The sequence below is a fragment of the Phytohabitans houttuyneae genome (genome assembly GCF_011764425.1).
GTDB classification, from domain to species: domain Bacteria; phylum Actinomycetota; class Actinomycetes; order Mycobacteriales; family Micromonosporaceae; genus Phytohabitans; species Phytohabitans houttuyneae.
Genome location: NZ_BLPF01000001.1, coordinates 229,706 through 248,176, shown reverse-complemented (window position 1 = coordinate 248,176; position 18,471 = coordinate 229,706). Strand labels below are relative to the sequence as shown.

The window sequence follows — 18,471 nt, the reverse complement described above, 5'->3', positions numbered from 1 at the left end:
ACCACGACGCACATCGCGGCAGCTCACATCTCGTTTGGATTGAAGTCTCCAAACGAGGCTCACCCTGACCGCGAAGGTCTCCAGGTAGACCCTAGGGCGTGTTGCGGCGATGGGCTTCCAGGGCGTCGATGAGGCGGCCCATCAGGTCGGCGAGCTGCTCGCGGTCTGCCTCGGTCCAGGCGGACAGGACGCGCCCGTAAAGCTCGGTGCGGGCCGCGCGCACGGCGGACATCCGCCGCAGTCCCGAACCCGTCGGTGCGATCACCGTGCCCCGGCCGTCGCGCGGGTCGGCCTGGCGGGCCACGAGGCCGTCCCGCTGCATGGCGGAGACCTGCCGGGTGACCGTCGAGCCGTCCAGGCCCAGCCGGTCGGCGAGCGCCGAGACGTTTTGCGGGCCGGCTTCGGCGAGGTGGCGCAGGATCACGTAGGCCGCGCGGTCCAGTGCCCGGTGTGCCGCGACCGGCGTGGCTCGCCGGGTCGTCTCGCCGAGGCGCATGAGGAGTGCGATCTGCGTCTCGATCCGTTCGAGCGGGGTCTCACCTGCGGTCATAGCTGTATGATACAGGGAGATACCTGTAAGATACAGCTAGTTCAGCTCGGAGGTGGCGCGCGTGGCGCGGCGCGACGAACCCAACCGCAAGGCCATCTACGCCACCACGCTGGTGGCGTTCCTCGCGATCGCGGGCATCGCCGTGGTCGACCCGATCCTGCCGGCCATCGGCGAGGCGATCGGGGTAACGGCGTGGCAGGTGGAGCTGCTCTTCACGGCGTACATCGCGGTCATGGCCATCGGCATGATCCCGGCCGTGCTGGCCACCGGGCGGTTCGGGTACAAGCGGGTGCTCGTCACCGGCGTCGGCGTGGTGGGCGTCGCGGCGATCCTCGCCTCGTTCAGCCGCAACATCACGCAGCTCTCCGTCCTGCGCGGCGTGTGGGGCCTGGGCAACGCGCTCTTCTTCGCCACCGCGATGGTCGTGCTCGTCGCTCTCGCCAACGACCGCGAGTGGGTCGTCGGCCTCTTCGAGACCGCGCTGGGCCTCGGCTTCGCGGTCGGTCCGCTGCTCGGTGGGCTGCTGGGCGAGGTGAGCTGGCGGCTGCCGTTCTTCGTGTGCGGGATGTTCATGCTGGTGGCGCTCGCGGTGGCGGCCGGCGCGCTGCGGGAGCCCACGACCAGGCAGCCGGCGGTACGGGTCGCCGAGATCGGCCGCGCCTACCGGAGGCCCGCGTTCGTGGCGCTGTGCGCGGTGACGGCGGCGTACAACTTCGTGTTCTTCGTGATCCTCGGCTACACGCCGCTCTTCCTCGGCATCGACGTGATCCCGCTGGGCCTCGCGTTCACCGGCTGGGGTCTGGGCCTGGCGGCCGGCATCCTGGTGGTCGGCCACCGCCTGGCGCACCGGATCGGCGCGGTGCAGACGGTGGGGGTGGCGATCGCGGGGCTGCTGGTGTGCCTGGTGCTGCTGGCCACCTCGGGCGGCCTCGCCGAGTCGATCGTCGTGCTCGTCGCCTCCGGCCTTTTCATGGGCCTGGCCAACGCCAACCTCACCGACCTAGCCCTGGCCCTGGGCGGCGGCGACCGCCGGGTCGCGACCGGCGCGTTCAACCTCGTGCGCTGGGGCGCGGCGGCGCCCGCGCCGATCATCGCGGGCAAGCTGGCCGAGCACTCGCTAGCCCTGCCGTACTGGGTGGCGACGGCCGTGCTCGGCGCGGGCGTGCTGGTCTTCCTGGCCTTCGGCCACATCATGGCCGCCGGCCACGGCGAGCGCGTCGTGTGGAACCGGCGGGCCTTGCGCGCCCAGCGCACCCCCGAGGAAGCCGTCGGCGAGGCGTACTGACATTCGGTTGGCCTGTCTCGCCCTCCGCGGTCGCCTGGCGTGCGATCCCGGCGGCCTGCATGTCGCGGATCGCCGCGTGGACCGGGCTCTCGGCCGAACGGATCCGCCTCGAACCGGATGCGAATTCCCGCCGCTTGGGGGTGCGTTTCAGCGGCCAGATCTCCGTCCCCTGTGGCGGTACGTCGCTCGCTCGGCCGGTCGTTTGAGCCCCCGCGGTGGGTGGGGCCGCGTCAGCGGCAGCCCGGACCGCGGCCGGGGAGGGCGTGCACTGGCGGGGATGGACCGGAACGGCCGCCGGCGGATCGTGGACGTTCGCTGCCCTGCGAGGGGCACCGGACGTCCACGATCACGCGCGCTCGGTGGGCCGTCACGGACCTGAGGGCCGGCGGTCCAGGCCGGTTGCGGGCGGCGCCCCGCCTCAGGCGACCAGCACGTACACCGGAGGGGCCAGGGCGACGCCTGCGATCGCGCCCGCCACCACCTGACCGGGGGAGTGGTCGCCCAGGCGGACGCGGGACCACGCGACCAGGGCGACCACCAGGAAGAGCGGCGTCATCCACTGGCCGAACGCGATCACCAGGGTCTCCGCCGACGCGGCCGCGACCGCGGCGTGGGCGCTCAGCTTCCAGAGTTGGTTGACCGCGGTGATGGCCACGCCGGTCGTGAAGAGGACGACCACCGCGGCGGTCAGCGCGCGGGGTGCGCCGAGCAGCGCTAGCGCGCCGATGCCGGCCAGGCACGAGGCCAGGCCGAGCAGGAGGGGGGTGCGGCGCTGCTCGCGTACGCCGATGTGGTGGTCGGTCAGGTGGCCGCGGCGGACGCCGGCCCACACGATCGCGTACGGCACCGCGGCCGTGAACAGCACCGCGAGCAGTGCCCAGCCCACGCCCGTGCGCAGCGAGGGCGCGCCGGTCAGCGCGAAGGCCACCACCATCGCGGCCGCCACGACGGGTGGTGCGAACGTCTCCGTGACCGCACGCGCGAACCGGTGGTCCGCCTCCACCGCGGCGCTGTCCGCCGTCATCCCCCAACACCTCCCGAGCCTGGAACGTTTCACAGCACACCCCGTGCCGATAGACGACGCGTCGACACCGTATCGACGGGTCCCAGACCCGGTCTCGAAATCCTTGCCGGGCTGCGCCGGGCCCAGGCGCCGCCATCTGGCGCCAGGCGCCGCCATGCGGCGTCGGGCGTAAGTCCGCATTCAACACCGGTATGCGACCTTGCGCCCGCCACCACCTGATGACACCTGGACTCCGGCTCGCACCGACAAATCTTCTGAGACAAGGCCTAGGCTCGGCGGTGTGGAGGTGTCCGCGACGCTGACCCGTGCCCGGGAGTGCCACAGCCGCCGGGCGTGGGCGGACACGTGTGTCCACTACGCCGCCGCCGACGCGGCCGCGCCGCTGGGCATCGACGACCTGGCGCGCTTCGGTGAGGCGAGCCAGCTCCTCGGCCGCGGCGAGGAGGCGGTGCGGCTGCTCGAGCGGGAGTACCGGGCGCGCGTCGAATCCGGCGACATCGCCGGCGCGCTGCGCTGCGCGTACTGGCTGCACGAGACGCTCGCCATGCGCGGCGAGTTCTCGTACGCGGGCGGGTGGCTCGCCCGCGCCGCGCGGCTGGCCGACGGCGAGCCGGACTGCGCCCAGCGCGGCTACCTGCTGCTGCCCGAGGCCGAGGGGCGGCTGCGGGGCGGCGACCCCGACGGTGCGTACGCGACCGCCACGCGGGCCCGCGAGCTTGCCGAGCGCTGCGGCGACCCCGACCTCGTCACCGCGGCCACCCACCTGCAGGGGATGGCGCGGGTGCGGCAGGAGCGGGTCGACGAGGGCCTCGCGCTGCTCGACGAGGCCATGGTGGCGCTCGCCGCTGGTGAGGCGAGCCCGCGCATCGCCGGGCACGTCTACTGCGGCTTCATCGCGGTCTGCCACGACCTGCACGAGGTGCCGCGCGCCCGGGAGTGGACGTTGGCGCTCAACGAGTGGGTGGACGGGCAGCCCCGCTTCGACGGCGGGTACTCCGGCATCTGCCTCATCCACCGCTCCGAGCTGCTCCAGCTCACCGGCGACTGGCCGGACGCGGCCCGCCAGGCGCGCACCGCGTGCGAACGGCTCACCCAGGGCTTCGGCGAGATGCTGGCCGGCGGCGCGTTCTACCAGCTCGGCGAGATCCACCGGCTGCGGGGCGAGGCGGGCCCGGCGGAGGAGGCGTTCCGGCAGGCCAGCCGGTACGGCGCGGACACCCAGCCCGGCTTCGCGCTGCTGCGGCTGGCACAGGGCCGGGTGGACGCCGCGGCGGCCGCGATCCGGCGGGCACTCGCCGAGACGCCCGACCGGCTGATGCGCGCCCGCCTGCTCGCGGCGGCCGTCGAGATCACGCTCGCCGCCGGTGACGTGGCGGCGGCGCGGGAGTGTGCGGCCGAGTTGGCGGAGATCGCCGAGGCGTTCGGGCGGCGGGCACTGCATGCCCGTACCGGATGCGCTTTGGCGGCCGTCGCCCTCGCGGAGGGTGACCCGGAGGCGGCGCTGGCGGCGGCTCGCCCCGCGTGGCGGATCTGGCGCGACCTGGACGCCCCCTACGAGGCCGCGCGGGCCCGCGTCCTGGTCGCACACGCGTGCCGCGCGCTCGGCGACGAGGACGCCGCGGCGATGGAGCTGGACGCGGCGTGCGAGGTGTTCACGCGGCTGGGGGCCGCACCCGACCGCGCCCGGATCACCGCGCGGGCGCGCGGCGGCCTCAGCCCGCGCGAGGTCGAGGTGCTCGGGCTCGTCGCGGCCGGCCTCTCCAACCACGCGATCGCGCGCGAGCTGGTGCTGAGCGAGAAGACGGTCGCCCGCCACCTCAGCAACATCTTCACCAAGCTGGGCGTGGGCTCGCGCACGGCGGCCGCGGCGTACGCGTTCGCGCACGGCCTGGCCTACACAGAAATACCCATGCCCGGCGCCACCGGGATGCGGGTTTCGCCCGAAGCGGGGTCGCCGCCGCCTTCGTAGCGTCCGGGGTATGGAAACCGAACGCATCGAAACCGTGATCATCGGGGGCGGCCAGGCGGGGCTGAGCACCGGGTACCACCTGGCGCGGCGGGGGCGGCCGTTCGTGATCCTCGACGGCAACGCCCGCGTCGGCGACAACTGGCGCAGCCACTGGGACTCGCTGCGCCTCTACAGCCCGGCCCGCTACGACGGCCTGCCCGGCATGCCGTTCCCCGCGCCGGCCTGGTCGTTTCCGACCAAGGACGAGGTGGCCGCGTACCTGGCCGCGTACGCCGCGCACTTCGAACTGCCGGTGCGCGGCGGCGTGCGCGTCGACCGCCTGCTCCGCGACGGCGAGCGGCGGGTGGTGGTCGCGGGCGAACGGCGGTACGAGGCCGACAACGTCGTCGTCGCCACCGGCACCTTCGGGCGGGCCCCGCGGGTGCCCGACTTCGCGGCCGACCTCGGGCCGGAGATCCGGCAGCTGCACTCCAGCGGGTACCGCAACCCGGCGCAACTCGCCGAGGGACCGGTGCTCGTGGTCGGCGCGTCGCACTCGGGCGCGGACGTCGCGTACGAGGTGGCCGCCGCCCACCGCACCTACCTGTGCGGGCGGGACACGGGGCAGATCCCGTTCGCGATCGAGGGGCGCATGGCCCACGCGATCTTCCCGCTGCTGTGGCTGATGTGGACGCGGGTGCTCAACGTCCGTACCCCCGTCGGCCGCAAGATGCGCGGCCACGTCCGCGCGCACGGCGGCCCGCTGCTGCGGGTCAAGGGCGCCGACCTGGCCGCCGCCGGCGTGGAGCGGATCACCGACCGCATGACGGGGGTACGCGACGGGAAGCCGGTCCTCGCCGACGGGCGGGTGCTCGACGTCGCCAACGTGGTGTGGTGCACCGGCTTCCGGCAGGACTTCAGCTGGATCGACGAGCCGGCGCTGGGGGAGGACGGGTGGCCGGAGGACGAGCCGGGCCTGTACTACGTGGGGTTGGCCTTCCAACGCGCGTTCAGCTCGATGCTCGTCGGCGGTGTGGGCCGCGACGCGGAGGTGGTGGCGCAGCAGATCGCGCGGCGCGCTGAGCCTGACGGCGCCGGGTTGGTGACCGGGCGGGCCGCGCGGGCCGGTTCGCGGGGTCCGGCGGGGTGAGATCGTCCAGACTGGGTAACAGCGGGGCGTGACCGGAGGGAGCCGCCGTTGACCCAGCCGCTGCCGCATCGCTGGCGAGCCCTCTGGGTCACCCTTGTCGCGGGGTTCATGACCCTGCTCGACGTCAGCATCGTGGCGGTCGCGCTCCCGTCCATGCAGCGCGAGCTGGGCGCCTCACCCGCGTCCGTGCAGTGGGTCGTCTCCGGCTACGCCCTCACCTTCGGCCTCACCCTCGTCGCCGCGGGGCGGCTGGGCGACGCGCTGGGGCGCCGGCGGATGTTCCTGTTCGCGCTGGCCGCGTTCGTCCTGTGCAGCGCCGCCGCGGGCGCCGCACCCTCCATCGGCGCGCTCGTCGCCGCGCGGCTGGCGCAGGGCATCGCAGCGGGCAGCCTGGCGCCGCAGAACTCCGCGCTGATCCAGCAGATGTTCCAGGGCGCCGAACGGGCCCGCGCCTTCGGCCTCTTCGGCGCCACGATCGGCATCTCCACCGCCGTGGGGCCGGTCGTCGGCGGGCTCATCCTGGCCGTGGCGAGCTGGCGGTGGATCTTCTACGTCAACGTTCCCATCGGCATCGCCGCACTCGTGCTCGCCGCGCGCCTGCTGCCCCGCTCGCCACGCTCTCCGCGCGAGGCCCGCGGCCAGCTCGACCCCGTCGGCGTCGTGCTGCTGGGTGGGGGCGTGCTGACCGCGATGCTTCCGCTGGTACAGGCCGAGGACGGCGGCCTCCGCAAACTCTGGTGGCTGTTTCCGGCCGCCGCGGCGCTGCTCGCCGCGTTCGCGTGGTGGGAGGCCCGTGCGGTACGCCGCGGCCGGCAGCCGCTGCTCGACCCCCACCTGCTGACGAGCACCCCGGGCTACGCGGGCGGCATCGCGCTCGGCACCGTGTACTTCGTCGGCTTCAGCGGCATCTGGCTTGTGCTGGCCCTCTACTTCCAGGTGGGGCTGGGGTGGTCGCCGCTGCATTCGGGGCTTGCGGTGACCCCGTTTTCGGCGGGTTCAGCGGTGGCCGCGGTGGTGGCCGGCCGCCTCGTCGACAGGCTCGGCCGGCGGCTGACCGTTATCGGACTGCTCACGGTCGTGGTGGGGCTCGTGTCGACCGCGCTCATCCTCCGCTGGGCACCGGCCTGGGCACTGGCTCCCGCCCTGCTGGTGGGCGGCGTGGGCAGCGGCCTCGTCATCTCCCCGAACGTGACGATGACCCTCCGAAACGTCCCCGTCCGGATGGCCGGCGCCGCGGGTGGCGCCCTCCAAACCGGACAGCGCGTGGGCGCTGCGGTGGGCACGGCGCTGCTGCCCGGGCTCTACTACGTGGTCCTGGCCGCGTCCGGCGACAACGCGGTCGCCGTGATGGTCGCCGTGGGCACGGCGGCGGTCGCGGTGGCGGTGGCCCTGCTGATCGCGGGGGCCGAGTGGCGCGCCGACCGCAGCCGCCCGGCCGCCGAGCAAAACCCCGACCTTCGCGAACACGAACACGCCGCCTCGAGCTAGAAGGCACGGTTGCCGCCTCACCCTCCGCGGTCGCCCAGCTCAACCCAGGAGCCGGCTCCGGCAGATCTTGGCAAGTTGGCGTCGAAATAACGCGCCAACTCACCAAGATCTCGAAGCCGCACCGCCCGCACCTGATCGGCAGTCACGGACCGCGACGGCGGCGCCGAAAGCTCTGCAGAAGCACGGGAGGGGAGATCAGGTGGATCTTGATCCACCGCGGAGGGTGAGGCCGCGGGAGCAACGGTCCGGACCACGGCGGACGTCGCGGTAGCTCGCGTCTGGTTCGGGTTGGATCTGTTGGAGGCTTTGGAACGAAAGGAGTGGGCGGGCCGCCCGGACCCGCCCACTCGATCTCAATGGTGCGTCAGCCCACGTGGACCGGGGCCAGCGCCGGCGCTTCCTCGCTCTCGCCGTCGCGGGTGGTGGTCTGCCGGGTGTTGCGGATCAGCAGGAACGTCGCCAGCGTCGACGCGGCCAGCAGCACCGCGCTCACGGTGAAGGCCACGTTGTAGCCGTGCACCGCGCCCAGCGGGGCCGAAGCCGGGCCGTTGTCGGCGATGTAGTTCGCCACCGCGGTCGTGAACACCGTGTTGAGCAGCGCCACGCCGAGCGAGCCGCCGATCTGCTGGGTGGTGTTGACCATCGCGCTGGCCACGCCGGCGTCGTGGTCGTCGACGCCGGTCAGCGACGTGTTGCCCAGCGGCACGAAGACCAGCGCCATGCCGACCGCCATGATGACGAGGGCGGGGAGCATGAGCGTGAGGTACGACGAGTCGATGCGCAGCTGGGTCAGCCACACCATGCCGGCGGTGGCGAGCAGGCCGCCGACCGTCATCATCGCGCGCGGGCCGACCTTCGGCAGGACCGAGCTCGCCACCATCGCGGTGACGATCAGGGCCAGCGAGAACGGCAGGTACGCGACGCCGCTGCGCAGCGGGGAGTACTGGAGTGTGCCCTGGAAGTAGTACGTCATGAACAGGAACATGCCCATCATGCCGGCGCCCAGGAGCACCGAGACCAGGAACGAGCCGCCGCGGTTGCGGTGCAGCACCACGCGGAGCGGGAGCAGCGGGTTGGCCGTGCGCGACTCGAACACCACGAAGCCCACCAGCAGCACCGCCGCGATCGCGAAGAACACCAGCGTGACCGCGGAGGACCAGCCGTCCTCGGCCGCCTTGGTGAACGCGTACACGAGCGCGACGAGACCGCCGGTCGCCAGGACGGTGCCGGGGATGTCGTACCGCGTGTTGCCGTGCGCCTTGCTCTCCCGCACGATCGGCAGCGCCAGGAAGAAGGCGGCGAGCGCGATCGGGATGTTCACGAGGAGGCACCAGCGCCACGTCGTGTACTCGGTGAGCACGCCGCCCAGGATCAGGCCGATCGTGGCGCCCACGCCGGAGATCGCGCCGAAGACGCCGAACGCCTTCGCGCGGTCCTTGACGTCGGTGAACGTGACCGTGATCAGCGAGAGCGCCGCCGGTGCGAGCAGCGCGCCGAACACGCCCTGGAGAGCGCGCGCGGCGAAGAGGGTGCCCGCGTTGGTGGCGATGCCGCCGAGCGCCGAGGCGAAGGCGAAGCCGATGAGGCCGATGAGGAAGATCCGGCGGCGGCCCACGTAGTCGGCGATCCGGCCGCCGAGGAGCAGGAGACCACCAAAGGCGAGCGTGTACGCCGTGACGATCCACTGCCGGTTGGCGTCGGAGATGCCCAGGTCGGCCTGTGCCGAGGGCATCGCGATGTTGACGATCGTGCCGTCGAGCACCACCATCAGCTGCGCGATGGCGATGACCAGCAGCGCGAACCAGCGCCTCGGATCGACCACCTGCCCGCCGGCATTCGTGTCCGCCCCCGTGGCGGTCTGCTGAGACATGTCGATACCTTTCAAGGGGTTCGAGGCAGTGGTGTCGACTGCGTGATGGGTGTACCTCCGAGAACGTAAAGATCGCCTGCGACAGAATCATTGCTATTAAGCGCTAAAGGTGTTTACCGTCACAGAGCGTGTTACGAGCGCGTGACAGCGGCGAGTACAGACGTGTGACGCGGGCTCCAGCCGAGCAGCCGCCGCGTCTTCTCCGACGAGACGTCCTGATCCCGGGTGAACAGGTCGGCGAGCAGCCCCAGCTCCTTCGCCGCCTCCTCCACCGGCCAGGGAACGGCCGCCCCACCGCAGATCGCGCTCGCGACCTCGTCGAGGCGGGCGGTTTCGCTGACGCCGTGCCAGATCGTGCCGGAGGGTGCGCGTTCGGTGACGGCGAGGTACAGGTCGGCGAGGTCGTCGACGTGCACGACCGGCCACCGCACGCCCGGCGGTCCGATGTGGAACGCGTGGCCGCGCGAGGCGAGCAGGGCGGGGATGGGCGCGTCGGGCGTGCCGTACACCATGCCGGGACGGATCACCCTGCCACCGGCCGCCACCACGCGCCGTTCGATCTCGGGACGGTCCGCGGCGAGCGGGTGCGGGTCGGTTGGACTGTCCTCATCGGACTGTCCGCCGCCGAGCACCGCCGCGCCGGTGGTGTAGAGCAGCGGGCTGCCGCTGTCGACCAGCGCCCGCGCGCCGGGCAGGTCAGCCTCGCCGAGCGGGGCCGCGGCGTGCACGACGAGGTCGTACCCGGCGGCGAGCGCGGTCAGCGACGGCGGGTCGAGCAGGTCGCCGGCGACCTCGCGGTACCCGCCGGCGAGCGGCCGCCCGCCGGCACGGCGCAGGGCCGAGACGTCGTGTCCGGCAGCCGCCAGGGCCGCCGCCGCGCGCGAGCCGATGTAGCCGGTCGCGCCGATGACGAGGATCTTCATGCCGCCACGACCTCCGGGGTGAGCCGCTGCTTGATGCCGGTTTCGGCGGCGCGGGCGACCGCTTCGAGCGTGCGCTGGATCCGGGCCGCGATCTGGAAGGTGGGCAGCTCGACCGGCTCGCTCCCGGCGTAGCCGGTCGAGGCGGTGGAGCCGGCGGAGCCGAACAGGCTGTAGAGGCCGGCCACGCTCCTCGCCGGACCGTCCGGCAGTCCCGCGGGTGCCAGGTGGTAGTGCTCGGGGATGGCCAGCTCCTGGGGCGTGCCGCCGGCCGGGGTGAGCCGGATGCGCCAGGTGGCCCAGTTGCTGTAGTGGCCGGGGTCGGCGGGCGTCACGGTCAGCGTGCCCTCGGTGCCGGTGATCCGCAGGTAGAAGCCGTCCGGCCCACCCCCGTTGCCACCCTGCAAGGAAATCGAGACGACCGCCCCGCCCGCCGGGGCCGCCCCGCGATCCGGGCCCGGGTCGACCGCACCGCCATCCAAGCCCGCATCGCCCACCAGGCGGCCCACGACCGCGACCTGGCCCGCGACGTCGTTGCGGATCGGCTCGCCGGTCTCCACGACGCGGACCTGGTCGTGCAGGCGGGCCGTCACCGCGGATACCTCGGCGAAGCGGGCGCCGGTCACGAGCTCGACCGCCGCCACCGTGTGCCCGACCATGATGGTGAGGAGGTCGTTGCCGGTGCCGGCGGCCGTGCCCCATGCCAGGTCCTTGTAGATCCGGCTGCCGCCGAGCGGGTCGCCTCCGCCCGCGAACGCGACCGCTTCCACCCCGCCGATCCGGCCCGCGCGGATCAGGTCGCGGACAAAGCGGGCGCCGGGTGAGGCGTACACCTGGAGTCCGACCGCGTGCCGCACGCCGGCCGACTCGGCCCGTGCGGCCAGCTCCGCCGCCTCGTCCGCGGTGACCGCGAGCGGCCACTCCACCAGCACGTGCTTGCCCGCGTCCAGCGCGGCCCGGACGGCCGGCACGTGGTCGGGCGCCTTGACCGACACCACGACGAGGTCGACGTCGGGGTGGGCGGCGAGCGCGGCGGCGCTGGTGAAGGCGTGCCGCGCGCCGAACGCCTCGGCGGCCGCCCGCGCGCTCGCCTCGCGTGTGGTGGCGACGGCGACGAGCTCGTACCCCTCCAAGGCCGCCACCGCCGGCACGTGCGCCGCGGCGGCCCACCCGCGTGCCGCGCTCGCGCCGACGATGCCGACCCCGATCCTCTTGGTCATCACGTGCCTCCCGCTAGTTTTGTACCTGGCGGTACGAAACTAGCGGTGCCCGCGTGGGCTGGTCAAGGGGTAACGTACCGATAGGTAAAAAACTGGGGGTGCGAGATGGCGGGTGGGCGGCCGCGCGCGTTCGACGAGGACGCGGCGCTGGATCGGGCGGTGGAGGTGTTCTGGCGCCAGGGGTATGAGGGCACCGCCCTCTCCGACCTCACCGCGGCGATGGGAATCAACCGGCCGAGCCTGTACGGCGCGTTCGGCAACAAGGAGGCGCTCTTCCGCCGCGTGCTCGACCGGTACATCGACGGGCCGGGCGGCTTCTCCGCCGCCGCGCTGGCCGAGCCGCGCGCCCGCGACGTGGTGGCGACGATGCTCCGCGGCGCGGTGGGGCTGACCACCGACCCGGCGCACCCGGGTTGCCTGAGCGTCCGCAACGCGCAGGCGTGCGGCCCGGAGGGGGAGCCGGTGCGCAAGGTGGTGGTCGAGCGCCGCAACGCCGGCCTCGCCGCGCTCCGCGACCGGCTCGAACGAGCCCGCGAGGAGGGCGACCTGCCGCCCGGCGCCGATCCGGCCGCGCTGGCGCGCTACGTCTTCACCGTCTCCGACGGCCTCGCCGCGCAGGCGGCCAGCGGTGCCACTCCCGCCGACCTGCGGAAGGTCGTCGATATCGTCCTGGAGGCCTGGCCGGGTCAGGGGGAACCCCCGGGGTAAGCCAGGGTGGCCTTCTGGGGAAGCTCCGGATGTGCGCGAGTGGTGAACCGCGGGACGCTGAGGCGCGTACCAGAGAAAACTTCCGCGAGGCGGTGAGCACAGTGACCGAGCACATGCGGGCCGAGGCCCTGTTCGCCAGCGACCTCCAGCCATCCGACCGGCCCACCGGCGCCCAGGTGGTCCGGGCCATCCACACAAGCCTGGTGGTACGTGGCGGTGCGGCCGGGTGCGCCGCGATCATGGCCGCCGAGTACGGCGAGCATCCCGAGACCGCCGCACTGCGCATGCGCTGGGCGCTCGCGCTGGCGTCCACCACTCCCGACACGCACGCGCTGGCCGCGTAGTAGCGGCAAAGCCGCGGCGCCTAGCTGGCGGCCACCCGGCGGCGGGCCTTGGCCAGCACGCTCTCCGGCAGCGCGCCGGCGGCCAGCAGCCGCGGCAGCAGCTCCGGCTCCCGCGTCAGCGCCCGGAACGTGAGACCGACCGTCACGTCGTGCTCCGGCCGCTCGACCACCTCGACCGGGTCGCCGGCGCGGACCTTGCCGGGACGCACCACCCGCAGGTAGGCACCCGGCGCACCCCACTCGGTGAACCGCTTGATCCAGCCCCGCTCGTCCATCCAGTGCGCGAACGTGCTGCACGGGATCCGCGGCGCCGACACCTCCAGCAGCACCTCCGGCCCCACCTGCCAGCGCTCGCCGATCAGCGCGCCGGTCACGTCGAGGCCGCGGGTGGTGAGGTTTTCCCCGAAGACGCCGCCGGCCAGCTCCCGGCCCAGCGAGGCGGCCCACTTGTCGAGGTCCTCGCGGGCGTACGCGTAGACCGCCTGGTCGTCACCGCCGTGGTGCCCGCCGTCGAGGATGTTGTCGCCGGCGATCCCGCTGCCGAGGCCGGAGCCCTTCGGGCCGGGCGCGCGCACCTCGACCGGCCCGTCGACCGGACGCTTGTCGATGCCGGTCACGCCGATCCGGGTCGCCGGGCTGGACCGGGGGACACCGAGGTTTACCGAAAGCAGCTCCGCCACACACCGCACCTTACGCAAAATACCGGGGGCGCCGCCTCTCGACGTACACCGCACAATGTAGGGCGTGCCGCAGCCCGACGATCTCACCGAGGTGGAGAAGGCCCTGTGGGACGGCTTCGCCACGGGTACCCGGGTCGATGCGGCCGGTGCCTCCGTGCGCGCCTCCCTGATCATCGAGCTGCTGCGGGAGGAGGCGCATGGCCGGCCCGCCGCCGTCCACCTGCGCGGCGGGCGGGTCAAGGGGCGGCTGAGCCTCGCGTTCGCCGAGGTCACGCATCCGCTGCTGCTGGAGGAGTGCGAGTTCGACGAGGTGCCCGACCTGTACTGGGCGCGCATGTCACACACCTCCTTCGCCGGCTCCCGCATGCCCGGCTTCCTCGGCTCCAACGTCCGCGTCGACGGCCACCTCCAGCTGAGCCGCTGCACGGTCAGCGACGGCGTGCGCCTCTCCGGCGCGCAGATCTCCGGCGGCCTGCTCATCGCCGACGCGGTGCTCGGCGGGAGCGCGTCCGAGTGGGCGCTGTACGCCCGCCGTGCCACCATCGGCGGCGACCTCGTCCTGACCGGCGCCCACCTGACCGGCGGCGTCGCCCTCACCAACGCGCGGCTGGGCGGCACCGCCGACCTCGACCGCTGCCGCATTACGGCCGCGCCCACCGAGCGCGCGATCGACGGCGACAACCTCGCCGCCGAGGCCGCCTTCTACTGCCGGTGGGCGCAGGTCGACGGCGAGGTGACGATGCGGCACGCGCGGGTGGCGGCGGCGCTGTCGTTCAGCCGCTCGACGGTGCGCAACCCCGGCGGCGTCGCGGTGCGGTTCAGCCGCGCCACGCTCGAGGGCGGCCTGTACCTGCACGACGGCTTCGTCGCCGAGGGCCAGGTGCGCGTGGTCAGCGCCCGCATCGTCCGCACGCTGCGGCTGGACGGCGCGTCGCTGCGCAACCCGGGCCAGATCGCGTTCTGCGCCGACTTCGCCACGATCGAGGGCATGCTCGACGGCCGCCGCGGCCTCACCGTCGACGGCGAGACCACGCTGCTCGACGCCACCGTCACCGGCCCGCTCCACTTCGAGGGCGCCCAGCTGCGCAACCCCGGCGGGGCGGCGCTCACCGCGCACGGACTCACCGTCGGCGCGCTGCTGCAGCTCTGTGACGGGTTCACCGCCGACGGCCGGGTGCGGCTGGCCGGTGCCAAGGTGGGCAGCCGGGTCTGCTTCAACGACGCCACCGTGCGGGCGCCGGGCGAGATCGCCGTCTCCTGCTGGCGGGTCGAGACGCCCGAGCTGGCGCTGCGCTGGGCCGAGGCGCCCGAGGGCACTGTCGACCTGCGGTACGCCACCGTCGGCATCCTCCGCGACGACCAGGCCACCTGGCCGCCCGCGCTCGACCTCGACGGCCTCCGCTACGACGTGCTCGAACCGGCCGGCGAGGCGGGCGCCCGCCTCCCGTGGCTGACGCGCGGGCCGGACGGGTTCCGGCCGCAGCCGTACGAGCAGCTGGCCACCGTCTACCAGACCCTCGGCGACGGCGCGCAGTCGCGGGCGGTGCTGCTGGCCAAGCAGCGCCGGCAGAGCGCGGGCGGCGCGTGGTACGCCCGCGTGTGGGGCCTGCTCCAGGACGTCACCGTCGGCTACGGCTACCGCCCGCTGCGCGCGGCCTCGTGGCTGCTCGCCCTGCTCGTGGTCGGCGCGGTTCTGAACACCCGTTTCCCTCCGGCCGCGGTGGGCGACAAGCCACCGGCCTTCCAGCCGGTCATCTACACCCTCGACCTGCTCCTGCCGATCGTCGACCTCGGCCAGGAGCGCGCCTACCAGCCAGTCGGTGGGCAACAGTGGCTCGCGTACCTGCTGATCGCCTCCGGCTGGCTGCTCGCGACCACCGTGGCGGCCGGCCTCACCCGCTCCCTGCGCCGCGCCTGACGCGGTGATGGGTAGCTTTGGCCACGGCAGCCGCCCCCGAGCTTGGAGCAGACCCTTGAGCAACGCCGACAGCATCATCGCCGCCCTGCGCAGCGGGCACGACAGCCTCGCCGCGTTCGCGTCCGGGCTGACCGACGGCGACCTGGCCGGTCCGTCGGGCGCCGCCGAGTGGGACATCTCGCAGGTGCTCAGCCACCTCGGCAGCGGCGCGGAGATCGGCCGGGCCACGCTGCGGGCCGCGCTTTCCGGCGAGCCGAACCCCGGGCGGGACTTCAACCTCGCGGTGTGGGACCGGTGGAACGCCATGTCCCGCCGCGAGCGCGCCGACGCCTTCCCCGCGTCCAACGAGGCGCTGACCGCCCTCTACGAGTCGTTCGACGCGAACACCCGCGAGACGCTCCGGATCGACCTGGGCTTCATGCCCGCGCCGGTCGACGTGGCCACCGCGGCGCGGATGCGGCTCAGCGAGCTCACGCTGCACGCGTGGGACGTGCGCGTCGGCTTCGACGAACGGGCCACGCTCGCACCGGACGCCACCGCCGCGCTGCTCGACGGCGCCTCCGGCACGATCGCCTGGGCCAGCCGCCCCGAGGTGCTCGCCGGCCGCCGCACCGCCCTCCGCGTCACCACGACCGACCCCGCCTCCGCCTTCACCCTCCAGCTCGTCGACCCGATCAGCGTCGACCCCGACGAGCCCGCCACGCCCGACGGCACGCTCACCCTCCCGGCCGAGGCGTGGCTGCGGCTCGTCGCCGGCCGGCTCGCACCGCGGCACACGCCCGCCGCCGTCGAGACCTCCGGGGCCGCCGACCTCGACCTGCTCCGCAAGCTCTTCCCCGGCTATTGATTTTGAGCTACCGCGACGTCCGCCGTGGTCCGGACCGTTGCTCCCGCGGCCTCACCCGCCGCGGGGGTCGGGCTTGACCCGCGGACCCGGCAGCGGAGGCCGGGGAAGTCGGCGAGCGCCAGCTCGCCGCCGGCCTCCGCGCAGCCCGCGGGAGCAAACGGCCCGCAGGTGAGGCGGGCGGGGGCAAATCCGCCTTTGAAATGTCAGATCCGGCGGGGGTTGGACAGGACGGGGGAGCGGCCGGCGGCGGCCTCGGTGAGGAGGCGCCAGGTGTCGACCTCGATCTCGCCACCGTCCACTGTGGCATAGTCGGGTGGCAGCCACGGTGCGAGCCGCTCGTCCGGGGTGAGGCCGTGTTCGAGCACGGTGCCGTCGGGGAGCCAGTCCAGCACGGCGACGCGGGTGCGCAGGTCGCCGCCGAGGTCGTAGGAGTGCTGGGCCTGCACGAAGAGGTCGGCCACGATGTCGCCGCCGGCGCCCAGGCCGCCGTCGCTGTTGAAGCAGACCACCACGTCCGCATCGACGCTGCCGAGCGCCAGCGTGAACGCTCCACTGTGGATCGCGCGGGCGCGGACGTCGCCGGTGACCGCGAGCAGGCTGCGATCCACGTCGCCGTCGCTGAGAAGGCCGTCCACCGTGAGGTCGCCGAGCACGACGAAGGGGCCGTCGAGCGTCAGGTCGGTGTCGAAGTGCGCGTCGCCGAACCACACCGCCGGCTGCCCCGCCGCCACCTCCCAGTCACCGCCGTCGCGGGTGACGCCGCCGTTGTCGACCGGGTCGCCCGGCGGGAGGGCGAGCGCCAGCGCGAGCACGAACTCCACATAGGAGTTGTAGAAGCCGTGCGCCCAGTCCTCGTCCGCCGCGAGCCCGGCCACCCACGCCTGGATCTCCGGCAGATGGGCGTCGAGGAAGCCGACCTCGTAGTTGACGCCCACCGTCCCGTGTGGCTGGAGGCGCCGCACCGCGTCTTCGAGGCGCCCGGCGGCGAGGTGGAGGTGTTCGGTCCGCAGCAGCACCGCAGGAGTATGGCAGGCGCCGGCCCGTGAGTCAGTCCTTTGGTTCGGAGGTCTCCCGTGCGCGTCACTCCTTTCGCTCGGGGGTCTGCTTTGCGCGCGGGTCTGTCCGGTCGGGGGCCGCGAGGGGGACGATGCGCTTGTCTCCCGCGCGCGTCATCAGCGCCAGGGGTGCGGTGGCGGCGCCGATGAACCGGGCCGCGACCGGCCGGCCCTGGCGCTTGAGCAGCACCGGACCGATCGCGGCCATCACGGCGGTGAGCCCGGGCAGCGGGCGGCCGAAGAGCGTGAGCTCCACGATCCGCCCCTCGCCGTCGAAGCGCAGCAGCTGCGCCTCCTCGAACTCCTGCCCCCGGCACCGCCCGTGGAAGAAAAGCGCCCGCGCGGACTCGTCGCCGAGCTCGGTGTGGTAGCGGATCACGTCGATGACCGCGAAGGCGGCCACGAGCATGTCGCGGGCCTGCTCCCGGCCCTCGAAGCGGAAGCGGGCGGTCAGCGGGGAGATGACCCGCACGTCGTCGGCCAGGCAGCCGGCGGCCAGCTCGGCGTCGTGCGACTCACCCGCGGCACGCCAGGACGCGGTGGTCACTGCGGCAAGGTTGCCCATGCACCCAAGTTACTACGCCAAGTAGTAGATGGCCAGGTGTCGCGCAGGCGACCGCGCGCACGGTGTGCCCCGTCCTACTGTGTGTTGATGGCGGAGACGTTCGTGCCGTCACGCGACGGATTCGGGTTCGACAACTCATGGCCAAGCCAGCCGGCGGTGGTGCTGCCCACCCCGTTCGGCGAGATCAGGCTGGGCGACGCGTCGGCGGGGCTGTGCGGCGGCATGGCGTTCGCGGCGCTCGACCACTGGCGGGCCGGCGTGGCGCCGCCGACCGAGCGGCCGGGGCAGGGCGAGCGCCTCTACCGCTTCATCGTCGACCGTCTGATCGACTCGTGGCACCTGCCCACCGGCGTCGTGCAGTACTACCAGTGGATGAACCTGCCCGACGCCGACACCACCTTCAACGTCTTCGGGCGCCGGGTGCTGACCGAGCGCGGCTTGGGGTGGCGCACGATCCGTACACAGTGGCCACAGGTGCGCGCCGACCTCAAGCGCGGCGTGCCGGTGCCGCTCGGCGTGGTCACCGTCGCCTCCCGCGACCCGCGCGACCTGGCCGCCAACCACCAGGTGCTGGCCTTCGGCCACAGCACCGAGGGCAGCCGGGTCACCCTCAAGGTGTACGACCCGAACCGCGGCCGCCGCGACGACGTCTTCATCGCCTTCGACACGTCGGCGCCCGCACGGACCACGACGTTCGAGCACAACCTGGGGCTGGGCCGCCGCCGCGTGCGCGGCTTCTTCCGCGCCGCCTACACGCCGGCGACGCTGCCGTAGGGGTCGTCGCCGGGCGGTGTTTGCGGTCTTGCCGGCGGGCCGTCCGCGGCGACCGTCTCTTGCGGTGCCTTACTGCGGCCGTCTCGCCGTCCTGCGGTCGGCCAGGTCGCCGTATGGGCGTCGCC

At 73.5% G+C, this 18,471-nt stretch carries 17 protein-coding genes; 9 read left to right on the top strand and 8 right to left on the bottom strand.

From position 1 onward, the window contains the following. Nucleotides 1–91: 91 nt before the first annotated feature. A complete protein-coding gene (locus tag Phou_RS01155) occupies nt 92–550 on the bottom strand; it encodes a MarR family winged helix-turn-helix transcriptional regulator (RefSeq protein ID WP_173052745.1) in 459 nt (152 codons plus the stop codon). 61 nt (nt 551–611) lie between these two features. On the opposite strand from Phou_RS01155, the gene Phou_RS01150 reads away from it, so the two are divergent. Beyond that, nucleotides 612–1,835, top strand: coding sequence for an MFS transporter (locus tag Phou_RS01150; RefSeq protein ID WP_173052743.1), 1,224 nt, complete (start codon nt 612–614; stop codon nt 1,833–1,835). A gap of 418 nt (nt 1,836–2,253) precedes the next feature. Here Phou_RS01150 and Phou_RS01145 read toward each other — a convergent pair whose 3' ends face one another. Further along, nucleotides 2,254–2,859 carry a phosphatase PAP2 family protein gene (locus Phou_RS01145; RefSeq protein WP_173052741.1) on the bottom strand — a complete coding sequence of 202 codons (606 nt, stop codon included), beginning with the start codon at nt 2,857–2,859 and terminating at the stop codon, nt 2,254–2,256. A 280-nt stretch (nt 2,860–3,139) separates the two neighbouring features. On the opposite strand from Phou_RS01145, the gene Phou_RS01140 reads away from it, so the two are divergent. From Phou_RS01140 to Phou_RS01130, 3 genes are read left to right on the top strand one after another with little or no spacing between them, the layout of a single operon-like run. Next, nucleotides 3,140–4,828, top strand: coding sequence for a LuxR C-terminal-related transcriptional regulator (locus Phou_RS01140; protein WP_246273117.1), 1,689 nt, complete (start codon nt 3,140–3,142; stop codon nt 4,826–4,828). Between the two features lie 10 nt (nt 4,829–4,838). Next, the gene (locus Phou_RS01135; protein ID WP_173052739.1) at nt 4,839–5,957 is read left to right on the top strand and encodes a flavin-containing monooxygenase; all 1,119 of its coding nucleotides are present in this window, start codon (nt 4,839–4,841) and stop codon (nt 5,955–5,957) included. 48 nt (nt 5,958–6,005) lie between these two features. Continuing rightward, nucleotides 6,006–7,445 carry an MFS transporter gene (locus tag Phou_RS01130; RefSeq protein ID WP_246273116.1) on the top strand — a complete coding sequence of 480 codons (1,440 nt, stop codon included), beginning with the start codon at nt 6,006–6,008 and terminating at the stop codon, nt 7,443–7,445. 364 nt (nt 7,446–7,809) lie between these two features. Here Phou_RS01130 and Phou_RS01125 read toward each other — a convergent pair whose 3' ends face one another. The 3 genes from Phou_RS01125 to Phou_RS01115 all read right to left on the bottom strand — a co-directional run bounded on the left by Phou_RS01125 (nt 7,810) and on the right by Phou_RS01115 (nt 11,455). Next, nucleotides 7,810–9,315, bottom strand: a complete 1,506-nt coding sequence (locus tag Phou_RS01125; RefSeq protein ID WP_173052737.1) for an MFS transporter — start codon at nt 9,313–9,315, stop codon at nt 7,810–7,812. A gap of 131 nt (nt 9,316–9,446) precedes the next feature. After that, on the bottom strand, nt 9,447–10,238 hold the full coding sequence (locus Phou_RS01120) for an NAD-dependent epimerase/dehydratase family protein (protein WP_173052735.1): 792 nt from the start codon (nt 10,236–10,238) through the stop codon (nt 9,447–9,449). Further along, nucleotides 10,235–11,455: a Gfo/Idh/MocA family protein gene (locus Phou_RS01115; RefSeq protein WP_173052733.1), complete on the bottom strand. Its 1,221-nt coding sequence runs from the start codon at nt 11,453–11,455 to the stop codon at nt 10,235–10,237. Before Phou_RS01115 ends, Phou_RS01120 begins: the two co-directional genes overlap by 4 nt. A gap of 105 nt (nt 11,456–11,560) precedes the next feature. Between Phou_RS01115 and Phou_RS01110 the strand changes: the two genes are divergently transcribed. Then, a complete protein-coding gene (locus Phou_RS01110; RefSeq protein WP_173052731.1) occupies nt 11,561–12,163 on the top strand; it encodes a TetR/AcrR family transcriptional regulator in 603 nt (200 codons plus the stop codon). A gap of 101 nt (nt 12,164–12,264) precedes the next feature. Continuing rightward, the gene (locus Phou_RS01105; protein WP_246273115.1) at nt 12,265–12,507 is read left to right on the top strand and encodes a hypothetical protein; all 243 of its coding nucleotides are present in this window, start codon (nt 12,265–12,267) and stop codon (nt 12,505–12,507) included. A gap of 20 nt (nt 12,508–12,527) precedes the next feature. Here the strand turns inward: Phou_RS01105 and Phou_RS01100 are convergent, their stop codons facing one another. Continuing rightward, on the bottom strand, nt 12,528–13,187 hold the full coding sequence (locus tag Phou_RS01100; protein ID WP_218578606.1) for an MOSC domain-containing protein: 660 nt from the start codon (nt 13,185–13,187) through the stop codon (nt 12,528–12,530). Between the two features lie 64 nt (nt 13,188–13,251). Here Phou_RS01100 and Phou_RS01095 point away from each other — a divergent pair, with 64 nt between their 5' ends. Together Phou_RS01095 and Phou_RS01090 are read left to right on the top strand one after the other, a co-directional pair. Then, nucleotides 13,252–15,105 (top strand): translocation/assembly module TamB domain-containing protein, encoded by a 1,854-nt coding sequence (locus Phou_RS01095; protein ID WP_173052315.1) that lies wholly within the window; start codon nt 13,252–13,254, stop codon nt 15,103–15,105. Between the two features lie 55 nt (nt 15,106–15,160). Beyond that, complete coding sequence (locus tag Phou_RS01090; protein ID WP_173052727.1) at nt 15,161–15,952, top strand: maleylpyruvate isomerase family mycothiol-dependent enzyme; 792 nt, start codon at nt 15,161–15,163, stop codon at nt 15,950–15,952. Between the two features lie 203 nt (nt 15,953–16,155). Here Phou_RS01090 and Phou_RS01085 read toward each other — a convergent pair whose 3' ends face one another. Both Phou_RS01085 and Phou_RS01080 read right to left on the bottom strand, forming a co-directional pair. Continuing rightward, nucleotides 16,156–16,968, bottom strand: a complete 813-nt coding sequence (locus Phou_RS01085; RefSeq protein ID WP_173052725.1) for a hypothetical protein — start codon at nt 16,966–16,968, stop codon at nt 16,156–16,158. 64 nt (nt 16,969–17,032) lie between these two features. Then, nucleotides 17,033–17,554 carry a nuclear transport factor 2 family protein gene (locus Phou_RS01080; RefSeq protein ID WP_173052723.1) on the bottom strand — a complete coding sequence of 174 codons (522 nt, stop codon included), beginning with the start codon at nt 17,552–17,554 and terminating at the stop codon, nt 17,033–17,035. Between the two features lie 105 nt (nt 17,555–17,659). Here Phou_RS01080 and Phou_RS01075 point away from each other — a divergent pair, with 105 nt between their 5' ends. Next, nucleotides 17,660–18,346, top strand: coding sequence for a hypothetical protein (locus Phou_RS01075; protein WP_173052721.1), 687 nt, complete (start codon nt 17,660–17,662; stop codon nt 18,344–18,346). Nucleotides 18,347–18,471 lie beyond the last annotated feature (125 nt).

Bases quoted from the DNA above. Each gene is read 5' to 3' on its own strand.
- Phou_RS01155 (WP_173052745.1), bottom strand. From the start codon at position 550: ATGACCGCAGGTGAGACCCCGCTCGAACGGATCGAGACGCAGATCGCA.
- Phou_RS01145 (WP_173052741.1), bottom strand. From the start codon at position 2,859: ATGACGGCGGACAGCGCCGCGGTGGAGGCGGACCACCGGTTCGCGCGT.
- Phou_RS01135 (WP_173052739.1), top strand. From the start codon at position 4,839: ATGGAAACCGAACGCATCGAAACCGTGATCATCGGGGGCGGCCAGGCG.
- Phou_RS01125 (WP_173052737.1), bottom strand. From the start codon at position 9,315: ATGTCTCAGCAGACCGCCACGGGGGCGGACACGAATGCCGGCGGGCAG.
- Phou_RS01120 (WP_173052735.1), bottom strand. From the start codon at position 10,238: ATGAAGATCCTCGTCATCGGCGCGACCGGCTACATCGGCTCGCGCGCG.
- Phou_RS01115 (WP_173052733.1), bottom strand. From the start codon at position 11,455: ATGACCAAGAGGATCGGGGTCGGCATCGTCGGCGCGAGCGCGGCACGC.
- Phou_RS01110 (WP_173052731.1), top strand. From the start codon at position 11,561: ATGGCGGGTGGGCGGCCGCGCGCGTTCGACGAGGACGCGGCGCTGGAT.
- Phou_RS01075 (WP_173052721.1), top strand. From the start codon at position 17,660: ATGGCGGAGACGTTCGTGCCGTCACGCGACGGATTCGGGTTCGACAAC.